At 71.4% G+C, this 16,132-nt stretch carries 16 protein-coding genes; 6 read left to right on the top strand and 10 right to left on the bottom strand.

The window, feature by feature from the left end:
* Window positions 1-49: 49 nt before the first annotated feature.
* Window positions 50-1,261: a YihY family inner membrane protein gene (locus tag M2165_RS25720; RefSeq protein ID WP_280817384.1), complete on the top strand. Its 1,212-nt coding sequence runs from the start codon at window positions 50-52 to the stop codon at window positions 1,259-1,261.
* On the opposite strand, the gene M2165_RS25715 is transcribed toward M2165_RS25720, so the two are convergent.
* Window positions 1,258-1,596, bottom strand: coding sequence for an Mpo1-like protein (locus M2165_RS25715; RefSeq protein WP_280817383.1), 339 nt, complete (start codon window positions 1,594-1,596; stop codon window positions 1,258-1,260). The genes M2165_RS25720 and M2165_RS25715 overlap by 4 nt on opposite strands.
* A 114-nt stretch (window positions 1,597-1,710) precedes the next feature.
* On the opposite strand from M2165_RS25715, the gene M2165_RS25710 reads away from it, so the two are divergent.
* The gene (locus tag M2165_RS25710) at window positions 1,711-2,103 is read left to right on the top strand and encodes a thioredoxin family protein (RefSeq protein ID WP_280817382.1); all 393 of its coding nucleotides are present in this window, start codon (window positions 1,711-1,713) and stop codon (window positions 2,101-2,103) included.
* Window positions 2,104-2,122: 19 nt separating this feature from the next.
* On the opposite strand, the gene M2165_RS25705 is transcribed toward M2165_RS25710, so the two are convergent.
* Window positions 2,123-3,061 (bottom strand): LysR family transcriptional regulator, encoded by a 939-nt coding sequence (locus tag M2165_RS25705; RefSeq protein WP_280817381.1) that lies wholly within the window; start codon window positions 3,059-3,061, stop codon window positions 2,123-2,125.
* A gap of 113 nt (window positions 3,062-3,174) precedes the next feature.
* On the opposite strand from M2165_RS25705, the gene M2165_RS25700 reads away from it, so the two are divergent.
* Together M2165_RS25700 and M2165_RS25695 are read left to right on the top strand one after the other, a co-directional pair.
* Window positions 3,175-4,593, top strand: a complete 1,419-nt coding sequence (locus tag M2165_RS25700; protein ID WP_280817380.1) for a M20 family metallopeptidase — start codon at window positions 3,175-3,177, stop codon at window positions 4,591-4,593.
* A 20-nt stretch (window positions 4,594-4,613) separates the two neighbouring features.
* Complete coding sequence (locus tag M2165_RS25695) at window positions 4,614-5,606, top strand: tripartite tricarboxylate transporter substrate binding protein (protein ID WP_280817379.1); 993 nt, start codon at window positions 4,614-4,616, stop codon at window positions 5,604-5,606.
* Between the two features lie 15 nt (window positions 5,607-5,621).
* On the opposite strand, the gene M2165_RS25690 is transcribed toward M2165_RS25695, so the two are convergent.
* Genes M2165_RS25690 through M2165_RS25680 form a run of 3 tightly spaced genes read right to left on the bottom strand, consistent with a single transcriptional unit; the run spans window position 5,622 to window position 10,221 of the window.
* Window positions 5,622-6,437 (bottom strand): alpha/beta hydrolase, encoded by an 816-nt coding sequence (locus M2165_RS25690; protein ID WP_280817378.1) that lies wholly within the window; start codon window positions 6,435-6,437, stop codon window positions 5,622-5,624.
* Window positions 6,438-6,484: 47 nt separating this feature from the next.
* A complete protein-coding gene (locus M2165_RS25685; protein ID WP_280817377.1) occupies window positions 6,485-8,917 on the bottom strand; it encodes a hypothetical protein in 2,433 nt (810 codons plus the stop codon).
* A complete protein-coding gene (locus M2165_RS25680) occupies window positions 8,914-10,221 on the bottom strand; it encodes an O-acetylhomoserine aminocarboxypropyltransferase (protein ID WP_280817376.1) in 1,308 nt (435 codons plus the stop codon). Before M2165_RS25680 ends, M2165_RS25685 begins: the two co-directional genes overlap by 4 nt.
* 145 nt (window positions 10,222-10,366) lie before the next feature.
* Here M2165_RS25680 and M2165_RS25675 point away from each other — a divergent pair, with 145 nt between their 5' ends.
* The gene (locus tag M2165_RS25675; protein ID WP_280817375.1) at window positions 10,367-10,807 is read left to right on the top strand and encodes a CBS domain-containing protein; all 441 of its coding nucleotides are present in this window, start codon (window positions 10,367-10,369) and stop codon (window positions 10,805-10,807) included.
* Window positions 10,808-10,942: 135 nt separating this feature from the next.
* Here M2165_RS25675 and M2165_RS25670 read toward each other — a convergent pair whose 3' ends face one another.
* Both M2165_RS25670 and M2165_RS25665 read right to left on the bottom strand, forming a co-directional pair.
* Window positions 10,943-11,929: a tripartite tricarboxylate transporter substrate binding protein gene (locus M2165_RS25670; protein WP_280817374.1), complete on the bottom strand. Its 987-nt coding sequence runs from the start codon at window positions 11,927-11,929 to the stop codon at window positions 10,943-10,945.
* Window positions 11,926-13,032 carry an adenosine deaminase gene (locus M2165_RS25665; protein WP_280817373.1) on the bottom strand — a complete coding sequence of 369 codons (1,107 nt, stop codon included), beginning with the start codon at window positions 13,030-13,032 and terminating at the stop codon, window positions 11,926-11,928. The genes M2165_RS25670 and M2165_RS25665 overlap by 4 nt, the downstream gene beginning before the upstream one ends.
* A 96-nt stretch (window positions 13,033-13,128) precedes the next feature.
* Between M2165_RS25665 and M2165_RS25660 the strand changes: the two genes are divergently transcribed.
* Complete coding sequence (locus tag M2165_RS25660) at window positions 13,129-14,085, top strand: LysR family transcriptional regulator (RefSeq protein WP_280817372.1); 957 nt, start codon at window positions 13,129-13,131, stop codon at window positions 14,083-14,085.
* Here M2165_RS25660 and M2165_RS25655 read toward each other — a convergent pair.
* Genes M2165_RS25655 through M2165_RS25645 form a run of 3 tightly spaced genes read right to left on the bottom strand, consistent with a single transcriptional unit; the run spans window position 14,060 to window position 16,120 of the window.
* Window positions 14,060-14,704, bottom strand: coding sequence for a DUF4166 domain-containing protein (locus M2165_RS25655; protein WP_280817371.1), 645 nt, complete (start codon window positions 14,702-14,704; stop codon window positions 14,060-14,062). The two genes, M2165_RS25660 and M2165_RS25655, sit on opposite strands and share 26 nt — an antisense overlap.
* Window positions 14,701-15,669, bottom strand: coding sequence for a class I SAM-dependent methyltransferase (locus M2165_RS25650; RefSeq protein ID WP_280817370.1), 969 nt, complete (start codon window positions 15,667-15,669; stop codon window positions 14,701-14,703). The genes M2165_RS25655 and M2165_RS25650 overlap by 4 nt, the downstream gene beginning before the upstream one ends.
* A 28-nt stretch (window positions 15,670-15,697) precedes the next feature.
* A complete protein-coding gene (locus tag M2165_RS25645) occupies window positions 15,698-16,120 on the bottom strand; it encodes a DUF393 domain-containing protein (RefSeq protein ID WP_280817369.1) in 423 nt (140 codons plus the stop codon).
* Window positions 16,121-16,132 lie beyond the last annotated feature (12 nt).

Below are 16,132 nucleotides of genomic sequence, written 5' to 3'. Positions count from 1 at the left end.
ACGAGGGCACCGCGGAGCCGGCTGGGAGGGCGGGGAAGGGTTCACTCCTATGATACCGGCCATGAATCGTCGGCAGCTCTGGAGGGATCTTTCGCGCTTTCCGTGGCGCAACACCGCCGCGGTGCTCGGCGAGCGCTTCCGCGAAGACCGCCTCGGCCTCACGGCCAGCAGCCTGACCTTCACCACCACCATCGCGATGGTGCCGTTCTTCACGGTGGCGCTCGCGCTCTTCACCGTGTTCCCCATGTTCGCCAAGATGCAGGGGCGGCTGCAGCGCTGGCTGATCGAGAGCCTGATCCCGGACAACATCGCGCGCCAGGTGCTGGGCTACCTGAACCAGTTCTCGAGCAAGGCCGGCGGCCTCGGCATCGCGGGCCTGGTGGTGCTGCTGATCACCGCGATCGCGCTGATCCTCACCATCGACAAGACGCTCAACAACATCTGGCGCGTGCGCTCGCCGCGGCCGTTCGCGCAGCGGGTGCTGATCTACTGGGCCGCGATCACGCTCGGCCCGCTGATCCTCGCGGTGAGCCTGTCCACCACCTCCTACGTGTTCTCCGTCTCGCGCGACGTGGTGGGCGGCGGCATCGTCAAGCTGATCTTCGACACCTTCGAGTTCGTGCTGCTCGCGGCCGGCATGGCTTCGCTCTACCACTACGTGCCCAACACGCACGTGCGCTGGTCGCATGCCTGGGCCGGCGGCTTCTTCGTGGCGGCCGCGATCGAGATCGCGAAGCGCGTGCTCGGCTACTACCTGAGCCTGGTGCCGACCTACTCGGTGCTCTACGGCGCCTTTGCCACGGTGCCGATCCTGCTGGTGTGGATCTACGTGGCCTGGGTCATCGTGCTGCTGGGCGCGGTGATCGCGGCCTACCTGCCGAGCCTGCTGACCGGCGTGGCGCGGCGCGGCGGCCGCGCCGGCTGGCCGCTGCAGCTCGCGATGGAGGTGCTGCAGCACCTGGCGCGGGCGCGCGCCACGCCGGCCAAGGGGCTGGGCGCGCGCGAGCTCGTCACCTGGATGCGCGTCGACATGCTGCAGGTGGTGCCGGTGCTCGAAACGCTGGTGGCGTTGGACTGGATCGCGCCGCTGGCCGAGGAAACCCCGCACGAGGATCCGCGCTACGTGCTGCTGGCCGATCCCTCCACGCCGCTCGAACCGCTCCTGCGCGAACTGCTGATGCCGCGCGCGGAGCCGCTCGAGGACCTGTGGCAGAAGGGGCCGCTGCAATCGCTGCGCCTGGGCGACGTGCTGTTGATCTAGAGCTTGATCCTGCCGAGCCAGATGTCGCGGTACATGGCCCAGTCGCCCATGAAGGAATAGAGCGGGCGCTTGAACGAGGCCGGCCGGTTCTTCTCGAAGCCGAAATGGCCGACCCAGGCAAAGCCGTAGCCGGCCACCAGCCCCGCGAGCAGCCAGAGCGGGTTCCATGTCAGCGCCAGCGCGACCAGGCACAGGAGCGAGATGGTCGAGCCCGCGAAATGCAGCCGGCGGCAGGTGCGGTTCGCGTGCTCGCTCAGGTAGAAGGGATAGAAGTCCGCGAAGCGCTTGAAACGACGCGGATCGACGGCAGATTCCGGGGCAGTCGTGGTGTTCATCGTGCGGGTCTCCTGTCGTGTCGCCCTGCGCGCGCAGGGCGCTTTGTCCATAATAGCCACGACCCCGCGGCCGCACCACCCCGGCTTCAGATCCACCCCTTCGCCACATCCGCCTTGAGCGCTCTTCCCGCTGACTCCGCTGACTCCGGCACCGCCGCGCAGGCCCCCGCCACGCCCTGGGTGGTGTGCCTGTGCGCCGAATGGTGCGGCACCTGCCGCGAGTACCGGCCGCTGTTCGAGCAGGTGGCGCGGGCGCATCCGCAGCTGCGCTTCGCCTGGGTCGACATCGAGGACCATGCCGACATCGCCGACGCCTTCGACGTCGAGACCTTCCCCACGCTGCTGATCGCCGGCGCCGACGGCACCCGCTTCCTCGGGCCGCTGCTGCCGCATGCCGAAACCCTGGCGCGCATGCTCGGCGCGCTGCAGGCGCCGCAGCCGTCGAGCCTCGACGTCGACCTGCTGCTGGCGGTGCTCGAGAAGCGCCCGGCCGAGTTCGCGGTCTGAGCGCGCGCCGCCCGCCGCCTCAATCCGCGCGCCGTGCGCGACCCCGCTTGCGCCGCCCCGCGCTGGCAATGGCGTCGACCAGGTGCTGCACGAAGGCCTGCGCGAGCGGCGGCAGCGTGCGGCCCTCGAGCGCCAGCACCTGCAGCTGGCGCTGCTGCAGCGGCGCCTCGGCGAAGGGCCGCGCCACCACCGTGCCGGCGTCGATCAGGTGCGTGACCGTGAGGTGGCCCGACAGCATCACGTCCGTCGCCCGCAGCAGCGGCAGCAGCACCGACGAGAAATTGCTGATGAAGATGGCCCGGTACTGCAGCCCCTGGAGGCTGCAGGCCTGGTCGAACAGCTGGCGCGCGGTCACGCCCTTGTCGCCCACGGCCAGCGGATAGCGGACCGCATCGGCCACCGACACCACGCGCCGGCGCGCGAGCGGATGGTCCGGGCGCAGCACCGCGAACACCGGCGCGCCGGACGAATGCGCGATGCGCAGGCCGGGCTCCGGCGCCACCACGTACTTGAGCGCGATGTCGGCCTCGCCGCGCGCGAGCAGGGCGCTCACGCCGTCGGGCGATCCCACGTGGAGCTCCAGCTGCGTTCCCGCATGCAGGCTCTCGAAGCTGCGCATCACCTGCGGCATGAAGTGCGCCGCGAAGCCCTCGGTGCAGGCCATGCGGATGCGGTGCGCGCCCTGGCCGCCGAGGTCGCGCACCTGTTCGATCACCTGTTCGATGTCGAGCTGCGCATTGCGCAGGTGAGCGGCGAGCCGCTCGCCCGCGGGCGTGAGCGCCATGCCGCGGGCATGGCGCTCGAACAGCGGGGTGCCCAGGCCGTCCTCCAGCCGGGCGATCTGGCGGCTCACGGCCGACGAGGCCACGAAGAGCCGCGCCGCCGCCTGGCTGACCGAGCCACTGCGCGCCACCTCGAGGAAATGGCGCATCGGAATGCTGAGGAGTTGTGGCGTCATGGAGGAGCGGAAGCGTTGCCTTGAAGGCAATGGTAGCTTGCGAAAACGGTGCTGGAAGCATCGCCCGCCAGGCCTTGTACTTGCTGCATCGCCCGATGAACGGATTTCCTGCCATGTCACGTACCCAGAGCCTCGCCGCCGCGGCCGCCTATTTCGACGGCGGCGGCTTCTTTTCGGACCTCGCGCGGCGCGTCGCCTTCCGCACCGAAAGCGACACCGGCGCCGCCACGCCCGCGCTCGGCGCCTACCTGCGCGACGAACTCGCGCCGCCGCTGGCTGCGCTCGGCTTCGACTGCGAGATCGTCAAGAACCCGGTGGCGGGCGGCGGGCCGTTCCTGATCGCGCGCCGCATCGAAGACCCGGCGCTGCCGACGGTGCTCTGCTACGGCCACGGCGACGTGGTGAGCGGGCAGGACGCGCAGTGGGACGAGGGCCTCTCGCCCTGGGCGCTCACGGTGCGCGGCGAGCGCTGGTACGGCCGCGGCACGGCCGACAACAAGGGCCAGCACAGCATCGCGCTCGGCGGGCTGGCTGCCGCGCTGCAGGCGCGCGGCGGGCGGCTGGGCTACAACATCAGCTGGCTGATCGAGACCGGCGAGGAGGCCGCTTCGCCGGGCTTGCATGCGGTGTGCGAGCAGCAGCGCGAGCGCCTGCGCGCCGCCCTGTTCCTCGCAAGCGACGGCCCGCGGCTGAGCGCGCAGCGGCCCACGCTGTTCCTGGGCTCGCGCGGCGCCGTCAATTTCAGCCTGCGGCTGCGCGCGCGGACCCGCGGCTACCACTCGGGCAACTGGGGCGGCGTGCTCGCCAATCCGGCCACGGTGCTGAGCCACGCGGTGGCCTCGCTGGTGGATGCGCAGGGCCGCATCCTGGTCGAGGCGCTGCGGCCCCCGGCCGTGCCGGCGGGCGTGCGCGAAGCACTGGCCGGCCTCGCGATCGGCGGCGGCGCGGACGATCCCGTGCTCGATGCGGGCTGGGGCGAACCGGGCCTGAGCGCGGCCGAACGGCTCGTGGCGTGGAACACCATCGAGGTGCTCGCCCTCGGCGCGGGCTCGCCGCAGCGGCCGGTGAACGCGATTCCCGCCGAGGCGGTCGCGCATTGCCAGCTGCGCTTCGTGGTCGGCACGCCGTGGCGCGAACTCGCGGCCATCGTGCGCGCGCACCTCGATGCGCGCGGCTTCGGCGACGTGGCGGTGCAGGTCACGCTCGAGGGTGCGGCCACGCGACTCGACGTGGAGAACCCCTGGGTCGGCTGGGCGCGGCGCTCCATCGCGCAGAGCAGCGGCCGGCAAGTCGACCTGCTGCCCAACCTCGCGGGCTCGCTGCCGAACGACGTCTTTGCCGAGCTGCTGGGCCTGCCCACGCTCTGGGTGCCGCATTCGTACCCGGCCTGCGCCCAGCATGCGCCCAACGAACACCTGCTGGCGCCGCTCGCGCGCGAGGGCCTGCAGATCATGGCCGGGCTCTACTGGGACCTCGGCGAACCGGACAGCGCGCCGTGGTCCGCCGGCAGCACGGCGCACGCCCTCTCCTGAACTTTCTTGGCCCACGCCCGATGAACAACGACTTCTTCTCCCTCCGCCTTCGCGGCCTCTTCGCCGCGGCCTGCGCGCTGCTGGCCTTTTCCTCGCCCGTGGCTGCGCAGGACGCATGGCCCCACAAGCCGGTCAAGCTGGTGGTGCCGTTCCCGCCCGGCGGCGGCACCGACATCGTGGCCCGCGCCATGGGCCAGGGCCTCTCGGAGCGGCTCGGCCAGCCCGTGGTGATCGACAACAAGCCCGGCGCATCGACGATCATCGGCACCGACGCGGTCGCCAAGGCGGCGCCCGACGGCTACACGCTGCTGCTTTCGGGCTCGACGAGCTACAGCGTGAACCCCGCGCTGCGCGCGAAGCTGCCCTACGACCCGGTGCGCGACCTGGCGCCGATCGCCATCGTCGCGCGCACGCCGCTGGTGCTGGTGGTCGGCGCGGGCACGCCGTGGCGCACGCTGCCCGAACTCGTGGCGGCGGCCAAGGCCCGGCCGAAGGGCATCCGCTACGCCACCTTCGGCGCCGGCTCGGGGCCGCACCTGGCGGGCGAACTGCTGGCGCTGGCCGCGGGCGTGCAACTGCAGGACATCCCGTACAAGGGCAGCAGCCAGGCCGCGCTGGCGCTGGTCGGCGGCGAGATCGAGGTCGGCATCGACACGGTCGCGTCGGTCGCGCCGCATGTGCGCTCGGGCAAGCTGAGGGCGCTCGGCATCGTCGGCGCGGCGCGCTCCAGCCTGCTGCCCGAGGTGCGCACGCTGGCGGAGCAGGGCCTGCCCGAGGCGACCTTCGACGCCTGGTACGGCTTTGCCGCGCCGGCACGCACGCCGGCGCCGGTGCTCGACAGGCTGGCGCGCGCGGTCGGCGCCACCATGGGCAGCCCGGCGCTGCAGGCGCAGCTGCGCGCGCAGGGCATGGAGCCGGCGGTCATCGGCGCGGCGGCCTTCCGCAGCCAGATGGAAGGCGAGATCTCGCGCTACCGCGCGCTGGCCCACCGCGCGGGCATTGCGGCGGAGTAGCCGCGCGGCGGCCGCTCAGGCCGGCAGGCCGAGAAAGTCGCGCAGCGCGAACAGCACGTCGTCGGGCGCCTCGCTCATCAGCGCATGGCCCGCATGCACGGTCACGACCTTGGCCTGGCGCGCCTTGCCGACCAGCGCCTGGGTCGCGCGCGGCGGCGTCATCTGGTCGGCGTCGCCAAGCAGGAACAGCACGGGGCACTGCAGCTTCTCGATCGCCGCCTCGCCGTTGGCGTAGTCGTTGCAGGCCTTGAATCCGATGTGGAACACGTTGGCCTCGCGATTGCTCGCGAGCACGCGCCGCATCAGCGCGCGCGAGCTGCCGTAGAGCCAGGTGCCGGGGCCGAGCGAGGAGGGCGGCGGCGCGAGCAGCGCATGCGAGAAGGTGTTGACCATCGCGATCGCGCGCTGCGGGTCGTTCAGCGCGCTCTCGAGCAGCGCCGGCGACACCGTCATCGGATAGGCCGTGCCGACCATCGCGAGGTGCGTCACGCGCCCCGGCGCGCGCGAGGCGGCTTCCAGCGCGATCAGCGAGCCGAAGCTGTGGCCGACCAGCGCCGCCTTCTCCACGCCGGCCGCATCGAGCAGCGCCAGCACGAACTGCGCCGCTTCCTCCACGCTCGCGGGCGGCGGGCCTTCACTGCGGCAATGGCCCGGCAGGTCGAGCGCGAGCACGTTCCAGCCGTGGTTGGCGAACCAGCGGCTTTGCAGGATCCACACGCTGTGGTCGTTGAGCACGCCGTGGATGAAGGCCACGGTGGGTTTGGCGGCATCGAAGGGCTTGCCGCCGGTGTAGCAGTAGGTGGCGTGATGGTGGACGTCGAACGTGCTCATGCGTGTTCCTCGGTTGCCTTGTTGCTTTGTGATGTGCGGTCCGGCGGTCATCGCGCGGCGGCCCTGCGCTCCAGGCGCCGCATCGCGCGCTCGAACAGCCGGGCGGCCGCCAGTGCGAGCGCCGCGTTGCCCGGCTCGATCTGGCGGCCTTTGCCGGCACCGTCCTGGACGCCGTACATCGCCCACGCGGGCGCGGTGTCGGTGGCCGGCACGATCTGGTAGATGAAGTGGCGGGGGTCGCAGGCCCGCTCGGGCAGCGTGGGGTCGGTGTCGAGCTTGCGGTCCACGCTGAGGCCGATCCAGGCGCCGCCCGATGCACCAAGGTTCGGCCCGATGCGGCATATGCCGATGTCGACGTCGCGTCCGTCGACCACGCCTTGTGCATGCAGCCTGGCGATGGCGGCCTCGATGCGCTCGAGCGGCGCGGCGGCGCCGAGCCGCTGCCAGGCCGCGTCGGCGTCGGTCACGCGGCGTTGCAATTCGGGCCACACGGGTGGCAGTTGCGCGATCGGCAGCTCGGTCCATTCGGCCGGAGGCGCGTAGCCCGTGGGGCTGTGCGCCAGATACAGCCGTGCGGTCGGCGCTTTGCCGCGCAGCCGACCCAGCAGGCCGGGCGCCTGGTTGAGCACGCCGAACTGCCAGGTGGGCACGGCGCGCGGCGGCGCGTCCTCGCCGTCCTCGCCGTCCTGGCCGTCCGCGCCTTGGCACATCTGCACGTAGACCGGCAGCGTCTCATCGCCCATTTCGCCGTCCTTGCGCAGATCGAAGGACCAGCCGTCGTCGGTCGCGGCTGCGAAGCGCACCACCGGGTAGCCGTCGTTCAGGAGCGGCGCCTGGGCCCAGCCGAGCAGGACCTCGACCGTCGGCGCCGCCGACTGCGCGAGGGCGGGGCGCTGCTGCGGGTCCGGCGTTTCGAGCGCCTGCGCGCAGCGCTCGGCCCGGACCTCGTCGCCCAGCAGGCGCCAGGCCTGCGCGAGGTGCTGGCACAGGCCCTCGCTCAGGCGGTCGCTGGCCAGCAGTTCCTGCGTGAGCTGCTCGAGCAGGGCGCGCTGCCCCAGCTGTCCGGCCGCCTTGGCGGCCAGCGCGATCAGCATCGCACGGCGGGTCTCGGCCTCGACGTCGGCGGCGAGTGCCGACAGCGGCGTGCCCGCGCCCGCGGCCTGCGAGCCGAGCAGTTCGAGCACCTGCGCCGGCTGGCCGAGCCGGTCGTGCGCCCAGGCCACCTCGCTGGCAGCCTGCTCCGCCGGCCAGTCGCTGCCGAAGGCGTGCTGCAGCACCTTCCACGACGCGACGACGCCGGCCCAGTCCCCGATGCGGGCCTGGCCGCGCAGCCGCCCGACGTACTGTTCCCAGAACGGCGACGCCGCCCAGCCCTTGTCGTGCCAGAGGATCGCCTGCGCGAACTTCTCCTGCCGGTGGCAGCCGGCGATCGCGAGGTTGTTGCACAGCATCGCGTAGATGTGGGGTTCGGCGTCGAGCGGGCCGCCTTCGCCGGTGGCGAAGTAGTGCTCGAAGCGCGCCGCGCCCAGCTCGTAGGCTTGCGCCTCCACGGCCTTTACGCGCGAGAGGTCCTCGCTGCCCGTGTACAGGCCTTCCTCTTCCTGCAGCAGTTCGATCACCTCCGCGAACTCGCAGCCGGCGTTGTAATAGTCTCCGCCGCCGAGGTCGCGGTGCTCGGGCCACTGGATGGCCTCGAGGTCGAAGGGCCGGTTCATCCGGTGGTCGAGCAGCGCGCGCCAGACCGGCACGCGCGGGTCGGCCGCGCGCGCCATGTAGGCGTCCAGGTCGGCCGCCGCGCCTTCGAGGTCGCCGGCGTTGTCGCGCGCGCGGGCCCGGATGCGCAGCGCCGCCGGCAGGCCGCCGGCACGCTCGTGCATCGCCTCGATGGCGCGAAGGCGTTCGGGCGCCGAGGCTTCGCCGGCATCGCCGAGCGAAGCGCGCATCAGCGCGGTCCAGACCCAGGGATGGCCATGGTCGTCGCCCAGCGAACGCAGACGCTCGACGATGCGCTGCACCTCCCCCTCGGAGCAGCCGCCGGTCTTGAACATCGCGTCGTGGTAAAGCCGGCCGGCGACGTCGTGGTCGCCGTCTTCGAACGCCCAGTCGGCAGCCTCGAACCAGGCCTGCGGCAGCGCGATCGAGCCCAGGCGCGTGACCGCCTCGAGCATCAGTGCGCGCGATTCGGGACCGCGGCCGAGCCGGCGCGCGAGGTGCGCCTGCTCGTGCAGCGAAAAGCCCGCTTCCTGCCAGCGCTGCGGCGTGCGCGGCTCGGCGGCGAGCAGCGCCGCGCGCTGGCGCTCGTAGCCTTCCATCGCCTCGTCGCCGCGTTCCAGCGCACCCAGCAGGCGCGCCCGGCGCAGCAGCAGGCCGGCATCGGAGGGGTGGCGAAGCAGGTGTTCGTCGGCCAGCGTCAGCGCGGCATCGAGGCGATCTTCCTCGTGCAGCGCATCGATGGCCGCGCAGGCGTCATCGGGGCTCATGCCGCTTTTTCGGCCGCCTTCAGCGCCCGCTTGAGGTCGTCGATCAGGTCCGCCGGGTCTTCCAGCCCGATCGAGAGCCGGATCGTGCCTTGCGAGATGCCGGCGCCCGCGAGCGCCTCGTCCGTCATGCGGAAGTGCGTGGTGCTCGCGGGGTGGATCACGAGGCTGCGGCAGTCGCCCACGTTGGCCAGGTGGCTGAAGAGCTTCAGCGATTCGATGAAGGCCTTGCCCTGCGCCCGGCTGCCCTTGATGTCGAAGCTGAACACCGCGCCCGCGCCGCGCGCGCCGTGGCGCAGCAGCTTCTGCGCGAGCGCATGGCTCGGATGCGATTCGATCAGCGGATGGCCCACGCGCGAGACGAAGGGATGGCTCGCGAGGAACTCCACCACCTTCTGCGTGTTGTCGATGTGGCGTTCCATGCGCAGCGGCAGGGTCTCGATGCCCTGCAGGATCAGCCAGGCGGTGTGCGGGCTCATGGAGGCGCCGAAGTCGCGCAGCCCCTCGCGTCGCGCGCGCAGCAGGAAGGCGCCGACCGTGCTCTCCTCGCTGAACACCATGTTGTGGAAGCCGTCGTAGGCCTGCGTCAGCTCGGCGAACTTGCCCGAGCGTTCCCAGTCGAAGCTGCCGCCGTCGACCACCACGCCGCCGATCACGGTGCCGTGGCCCGAGAGGAACTTGGTGGCCGAGTGGTAGACCAGGTCGGCGCCCCAGTCGAAGGGCTTGATGAGGTAGGGCGAGGTGAGCGTGGAGTCGACCAGCAGCGGCACGCCGGCCGCATGGGCGATGTCGCTCACCGCCGGGATGTCGAGCACGTCGAGCCCGGGGTTGCCCACGGTCTCGCCGAACAGCAGCTTGGTTTCGGGCCGGATCGCGGCGCGCCAGCCGTCGAGGTCGCCGGGCTTGACGAAGGTGGTCTCGATGCCGAAGCGCCGCATCGTGTAGTGCAGCAGGTTCTGCGAGCCGCCGTAGAGCGCGGTGCTCGCCACGATGTGCGAACCCGCACCCATGAGCGTGGCCACCGACAGGTGCAGCGCGGCCTGCCCGCTGGCGGTGGCGATCGCGCCGATGCCGCCTTCGAGTGCCGCGACGCGCTGCTCGAGCACGGCGTTGGTCGGGTTGCTGATGCGCGAATAGACGTGGCCCGCGCGCTCCAGGTTGAAGAGCGCGGCCGCATGGTCGCTCGATTCGAAGACGAAGGAGGTGCTGAGGTGGATCGGCACCGCCCGCGCGCCGGTCGCGGGGTCGGGCGCGGCGCCGGCATGCAGCGCCAGGGTGTCGAAGCCGGGGTCGGAATAGCCGGGCATGAAGGCCTTTCTGGGTTCGTTCGCACAGGGCCCGTCACGTCCGGCGAAACATGCGTGCGCTTCATGGGCGTAGCGGGTCGGCGCCGATTGTGGGCTATATTCAATTCGGCACGCCGCCGAGAAAGATTTCCGAGAGGAGCACACGATGAAAGTCAGCGACATCCTTCGCGTCAAGGGCAACACGCTCTTCACCATCACGCCCGACGACCTGCTGGCCGAAGCGGTCAAGACCATGGCGGAAAAGGACATCGGCTCCCTGGTGGTCATGGAACACGGCGACCTCGTGGGCATGCTCACTTTCCGCGAAGTGATCGTGGCCATCGTCGACAACGGCGGTCAGGTCGGCGGCACGCTCGTGCGCAAGGCCATGGACGACGCGCCCGTGACCTGCACCCTGGAAACCGAACTCGACGAGATCCGCCGCATCATGCTGGAGCGCCATGCGCGCTACATGCCCGTGATGGACAAGCGCATGCTGATGGGCGTGATCAGCTTCTACGACGTGGCCAAGGCGGTGGTCGATGCGCAGAACTTCGAGAACAAGATGCTCAAGGCCTACATTCGCGACTGGCCAGAAGAGCAGTAGCCCACCCCCGTCCCTCGCCCACTTCGTGTGGCTCGACTCCCCCCTCGAGGGGGCAACACCGGCGGCCCGGCGGAGCCGGTTCCGCGGTGTTTCGCGAAGGGGCCGGGCTGCGCCGGCCCTGGGGGCGGGCGGTCTCTATTCCTTGATGTTGGCGGACTGCACGATCTTTTGATTGCGTGCGTATTCGGCGTGCACGAAGCGGCCGAAGTCCTCGGGCGTGCCCTGGCCCGGGAGGGCGCCCTGTTCGGCGAGCTTGGCGCGCACCTGTTCTTCGGCGAGCACGGCATTCAGTTCCTGGTTGAGGCGGGCGACCACCGCGGGCGGGGTCCGGGCGGGCGCGAAGATGCCGGTCCAGCTCACCATGTCGAAGCCCTTGAGGCCGGGCATCTCGTTGAAGGTGGGCACGTCGGGCAGGGCGGCGAGCCGCTGGCTGCCGGTGATGCCGAGCGCACGCAGGCGCTTGCCGTTCACATGCGGGATCGCGCTGGTGCTGACCAGCATCGCGAGGTCGACCTGGTTGCCGATGACGTCGGTGGCGATCTGCGCGCCGCCGCGGTAGGGCACGTGGGTCACGAAGATGCCGCTGCGCTGCTTGAGAAGCTCCATCGCGAGCTGCAGCACCGTGCCCACGCCCGAGGTGGCGTAGTTGTAGGCGCCGGGCTTGGCCTTCGCGAGCTTGACGAAGTCGGCGTAGGTGGCGGCCTCCAGGCCGGGGCGCGCCACGAGCACCATCGGCGCGGTGTTGAGCATGCCGACCGGCGCCAGGTCCTTGAGCGGATCGAACTTGAAGGCTGCGGGATTCACCAGCCGGCCGATGGCGATCGCGCTGTCGGGGCCGACCACGAGCGTGTAGCCGTCCGGCGCCGCGCTCACGGCCTTGGCCACGCCGATGGCGCCGCCCGCGCCGGCCACGTTGTCGATCACCACCGACTGCTTGAGCCGCTCGGCGAGCCGGGTGGCGACGAGGCGGGCGTTGACGTCGACGCTGCCGCCCGCGGTGTAGGGCACGATCAGCGTGATCGGTTTCGCCGCCGGCCAGGCGGGCTGCGCAAGTGCCGCGGCGGGCAGGGCCGCGCCGAGCGCGGCGGCGAGAAGAAGCTGTCGGCGGGAGGTGTGGTTCATGGCAGGGCTCGGTGCGGAGGGTCGTCGGAGGGCAGCGGTTGCGGAAGGCGGGCGCGCAGCGCGTCGAATTCGGCGCGCCAGGCGCTGCGCCATGCCTGGCGCAGGGTGTCGTCGATCCAGGCGCCGTCGAGCCCGTTCAGCATGAAGCCGCGCAGATCGTCGAGGCCGAAGCCGAAGTCCCGCACCATCATCAGCCACGCCTGCGTGGGCGTGACCTTGTGCAGCGTCGGGTCGTCGGTGTTGGGATGGATGCGCAGGCCCAGGCCGGGCATGCGGCGGATCGGATGGTCGAGCGCCCAGCGTTCGGGCGGCAGGGTGCGCAGGTAGTAGGAGTTGGTCGGCACCACGGTGAAGACCACGCCGCGCGCGGCGCATTCGCGCGCGAAGTCGGGCTGGTCGACCACCGTGTAGCCGTGGTCGATGCGGTCCACCTGCAGCAGTTCGATCGCGGTGCGCACGTTGGTCCAGGGCATGCCGAATTCGCCCGCGTGCGCGGTGGTGCGAAGGCCCGCGCGCCGCGCCTCGGCGTAGGCGCGCGCGAAGAGCTCGGGCGGCCGGTCGACCTCGCGGTAGTCGATGCCGATGCCGACCACCTCGTCGCAGCGGTGCGCCTTGACCCACTCGACCATCTCCACGGCCGCTTGGGGGCTGGCCTCGCGGTCGATCGCGGCAATCAGGCGGCCGGTGATGCCGAACTCCTGCTGCGCGTCCTGGATGGCGCGCACGATCGCACCCTGGGCCATCGCATAGGGGATGCCCGAGCCGTGCACCGTGCCGGTGGGGTTCCAGGAGAACTCGGCATGGCGCACCTGGTGGGCGGCCGCGTCTTCCAGGTATTCGCGCGTGATCTGGTAGAGGTCGCCCGCGCTGCGCACCAGCTGCGCATCGAGGGCGCGCAGCACCCGCAGCACCCCGACCGGCTTTTCGCCGCGCGTGTAGAAGCCGTCGATCTCCGCGTCGGCCAGCGGCGCGCCGGCCCGGGCGTTGAGCTGGCGGAAGGTCTGGTGCCGGACGGTGCCGAACAGGTGGCAGTGCAGCTCGACCTTCGGCATCTGCCGCAGCATCGTTTCGAGCGTCAGGGGCGGCAAGGCGGCGTCGGTCATGCGCGCAGTCTAGGCAGCGGCGCGTCATCAGCAAAATTTTGAATTTCTATAATTTGATTCAACGGATCAATAGACCAATCACCCCTCGTCCAAGCCATGGCCGCCTCGCCGCTGCGCGCGCTCACGCTCCGCCAGCTCCAGTTCTTCTCGGTGCTGGTGCAGGAGGGCCACTTCGGCCGTGCGGCACGCCGGCTCGCCATCACGCAGCCGGCGCTGAGCAACGCCATCAAGCAGATGGAGAAGCTGCTCGGCGCCGAACTGCTGACCCGCTCCACCCATCGGCTGGAACTCACGGCCGTGGGCGCCGAGGTGCTCGCGCGCACCGATTTCCTCGTCAACACCGTCGACGTGGCGCTGCGCGACATCGAGAGCATGGTGCAGCGCGGCCGGGCCTTCGTGCGCGTGGGCGTGATCCCCTCGGCCAGCGCGCGCGTCACCGCCGCGGCGAGCGAGTTCCTGCAGGGCAGCGGGCGCGGCCTCGAGATCGCCTGGCGCGACGCGCCTTCCACCACGCTGCTGGCGGAATTGCGCGGCGGCCAGCTCGACATGGCGGTGGCGGCGATCACCGAGCCGCCCGGCGGCCTGGTCTGCGTCGACCTGTTCCGCGATCCGCTGGTGCTGGTGGTGCGGCGCGACCATGCGCTGGCGGCGGCCGGGGATGCGAGCTGGGAGGCGATCGGCCGCGAACGGCTCGTGATGTTCGAAAGCGGCAGCATGCCGGCGCTCGGCAATCCGGCGCGCGCGCAGTTCGCACAGGGCGCCGAGCCTTACCGCGTGAGCTATTCCGAAACGCTCTATGCGCTGGTGCGCAGCGGCCAGGCGCTGGGCCTGATGCCGCAGCTCTACACCGGCTCGCTGCGCGACCCCGAACTCGCGGTGCTGCCGCTGATGAAGCCGCGCATCGAACGCCGCGTGGTGCTGGCCTATCTGCCCGGGCCGATGCGCAACGTGGCGGCGCAGGAACTGATCGCCTTCCTGCGCGAGCGGCTGCCCCGCGGCAGCGAGACGGCGGTGCGGCGCCGCGCGCTCAAGGGGCCGCGCGCCCGGCGCTAGCGATTGCCGGCATCCGGAAGCGCCCGCTGTAGCGGAACACGTCGCCGAACCATCGGTGGCGCAGCACCATCTTCATGCGGAAGGCTTCGGCGTCGTCGGGGTCGGGCCGCTCCTCGACATAGGCCGTGCCCATCAGCAGCCCGAGCGGCAGCCGCACGTGCAGCCTTCCGCCGACGCGCCAGACGTAGCCCCGATCGCGGAACACCAGCGCGCCTTCCTCGGCGCTCACGGCCAGGCGCATGCCGAGACCGAAGCGCACGTATTCGATCACCTCGCCGTCCTTCTCCGAGAGCGCCATGTGCGAGCGAAAGTGGAAGGGCGCCAGGCCCGCGAAGCGGAAGATGCGGTCCCAGTGGAGCAGCGTACTGTCGGGCCGGCAGCGGTAGTGCACCTCGATCGGCACCTGGGTGCCGGTGTGCGGCACGAGTGCACCGAAAAGACGGCCGATGGGCATCAGCAGACGTGCCCAGGGCGCATGGTGCACTTCGTCCATGGTGCCGCGCACGCACACGTGGTCGGCGGAGAAGGGCGCCATCGTGTAGTGGCGGCGGATCACCGCGCCGAGCCGCTCCCACTGCGGCCCGAGCGCCTGCTGGAAGACGGGGCGGGTGTCTTTCATGCGGCCGCCGGCCCGGTCGGGCGGCCGCGGCGGGCCGTGACGATGCAGTAGTCGAAGTCGCGCCAGAACAGCCCCAGCACCAGCGCGCAATAGCTCGCCACGATGTGCTTGCGCCGCCAGGGGCTGAGCCGGCCGCGGGCCTTCCAGAGCTCGACCAGCGCGAAGCGGGTGGCGAGCACGGGGATGTGCAGCGCGCTCGGCGCCACGCGCCAGCGCAGCGAGCGCACTTCGACGTCTTCGAAGCCGTGCGCGCGCAGCGACGCCACGAAATCGTCGCGCACTGCGAGCGTGGGCACGGCCCAGCTGTCGGCCCACAGCCGGTGCAGCCAGCCGGCGAGGCGGCCGGGCCGGGGCCGCAGCAGGAAACCGTCGACCACCGCGAGCCGCGCGCCGGGCTTGAGCAGGCGGGCCGCTTCGTGCACGAAATCGGCCTTGGCCGTGCCGTCGGCGTAGCAGGCGCTTTCCACCGCCCAGGCGCCGTCGGCCTGGGCCGCGGGCAGCCCGGTGCGGGTGTAGTCGGCCTCGAGGTGCGCCACGCGGTCGGCCACGCCCGCCGCGGCGTCGAGCCGGGCGGCGATGCGGTTCTGCACGGCCACGTTGGTCACGGTGACGGCATGGAGCGCAGGGTCCTCGGCCAGCAGCGTGCGCGCGGTGGCGCCCGCGCCGCAGCCGAGATCGACCACGCAGCGGTGCGCTTCCGTGCCGGTGTCGAGCTTCAGCGCGCGGCCGACGGCGCGGTTCATCTCGACCAGCATGCCTTCGCGCCTGAACGGGTTCAGCCCCAGCCGCCAGAAGCCGAAGTGCATGTTGTAGCTCGGGCTCCAGGCGCGGTAGTCGTCGGCCACCTCGGTGAAGTAGTCCTGCGTGTCGGCCTTGGTGATCGCCGCCGGTGCCGCTGCGTCGTGCGGGGTTCCGGCGGTGGGCGTGCGGGGCAGGGGGAAGTCGGGTTGGAAGATGCTGGGCATGGTGGGCGCTCCTTCTTTTGTTTCTCCGTCAGATCCGGCAGTTGCCGCCGGCACAGGTGCCGCGCGGCGCGTTCGCGCGCACGAGCAGCGCCACCAGCGGCCGCGGCAGGCGATGCCTGTGGCGCGCGAGCAGCGCATAGGCGCGATCGGCGCACGCGGCGGCCCACGGGAGGTCGAGCAGCCGGGCGCCGCTTGGCAGGCCCACGGCCTCGCGGCAGGCGCGGATGGCCGCGACGCCTACCAGGACCCTGCCGGTCGCGTCGACGGCATGCAGCGCGGTCATCAGTGCCTCGCGCGGTGCCGGGCCTGCGGCGAAGCCGATCGGGGAGCAGTCGACCAGATGCAGGCGACCGGCATGGTCGCGTGACTTCATGGCGGCCATCTCGGTGGTGCAGAGCGGGCAGCTCGCGTCGAAGTAGACGGTCAGCGGAGGAACGGTGGTGTGCTTCATTGTTGATTCCGA

Source organism: Variovorax sp. TBS-050B (assembly GCF_029893635.1).
Lineage (GTDB): Bacteria > Pseudomonadota > Gammaproteobacteria > Burkholderiales > Burkholderiaceae_C > Variovorax.
Note: the sequence above shows the minus strand (reverse complement) of the source record. Positions and strands in the feature narration are given on the sequence as shown.

What these genes read in the sequence shown, in the direction of transcription:
- M2165_RS25670 (WP_280817374.1), bottom strand. Translation starts at nt 11,929, where the DNA reads ATGAACCACACCTCCCGCCGACAGCTTCTTCTCGCCGCCGCGCTCGGC.
- M2165_RS25690 (WP_280817378.1), bottom strand. Translation starts at nt 6,437, where the DNA reads ATGAGCACGTTCGACGTCCACCATCACGCCACCTACTGCTACACCGGC.
- M2165_RS25650 (WP_280817370.1), bottom strand. Translation starts at nt 15,669, where the DNA reads ATGCCCAGCATCTTCCAACCCGACTTCCCCCTGCCCCGCACGCCCACC.
- M2165_RS25715 (WP_280817383.1), bottom strand. Translation starts at nt 1,596, where the DNA reads ATGAACACCACGACTGCCCCGGAATCTGCCGTCGATCCGCGTCGTTTC.
- M2165_RS25700 (WP_280817380.1), top strand. Translation starts at nt 3,175, where the DNA reads ATGTCACGTACCCAGAGCCTCGCCGCCGCGGCCGCCTATTTCGACGGC.
- M2165_RS25705 (WP_280817381.1), bottom strand. Translation starts at nt 3,061, where the DNA reads ATGACGCCACAACTCCTCAGCATTCCGATGCGCCATTTCCTCGAGGTG.
- M2165_RS25680 (WP_280817376.1), bottom strand. Translation starts at nt 10,221, where the DNA reads ATGCCCGGCTATTCCGACCCCGGCTTCGACACCCTGGCGCTGCATGCC.
- M2165_RS25660 (WP_280817372.1), top strand. Translation starts at nt 13,129, where the DNA reads ATGGCCGCCTCGCCGCTGCGCGCGCTCACGCTCCGCCAGCTCCAGTTC.
- M2165_RS25675 (WP_280817375.1), top strand. Translation starts at nt 10,367, where the DNA reads ATGAAAGTCAGCGACATCCTTCGCGTCAAGGGCAACACGCTCTTCACC.
- M2165_RS25695 (WP_280817379.1), top strand. Translation starts at nt 4,614, where the DNA reads ATGAACAACGACTTCTTCTCCCTCCGCCTTCGCGGCCTCTTCGCCGCG.
- M2165_RS25655 (WP_280817371.1), bottom strand. Translation starts at nt 14,704, where the DNA reads ATGAAAGACACCCGCCCCGTCTTCCAGCAGGCGCTCGGGCCGCAGTGG.
- M2165_RS25685 (WP_280817377.1), bottom strand. Translation starts at nt 8,917, where the DNA reads ATGAGCCCCGATGACGCCTGCGCGGCCATCGATGCGCTGCACGAGGAA.
- M2165_RS25665 (WP_280817373.1), bottom strand. Translation starts at nt 13,032, where the DNA reads ATGACCGACGCCGCCTTGCCGCCCCTGACGCTCGAAACGATGCTGCGG.
- M2165_RS25720 (WP_280817384.1), top strand. Translation starts at nt 50, where the DNA reads ATGATACCGGCCATGAATCGTCGGCAGCTCTGGAGGGATCTTTCGCGC.
- M2165_RS25645 (WP_280817369.1), bottom strand. Translation starts at nt 16,120, where the DNA reads ATGAAGCACACCACCGTTCCTCCGCTGACCGTCTACTTCGACGCGAGC.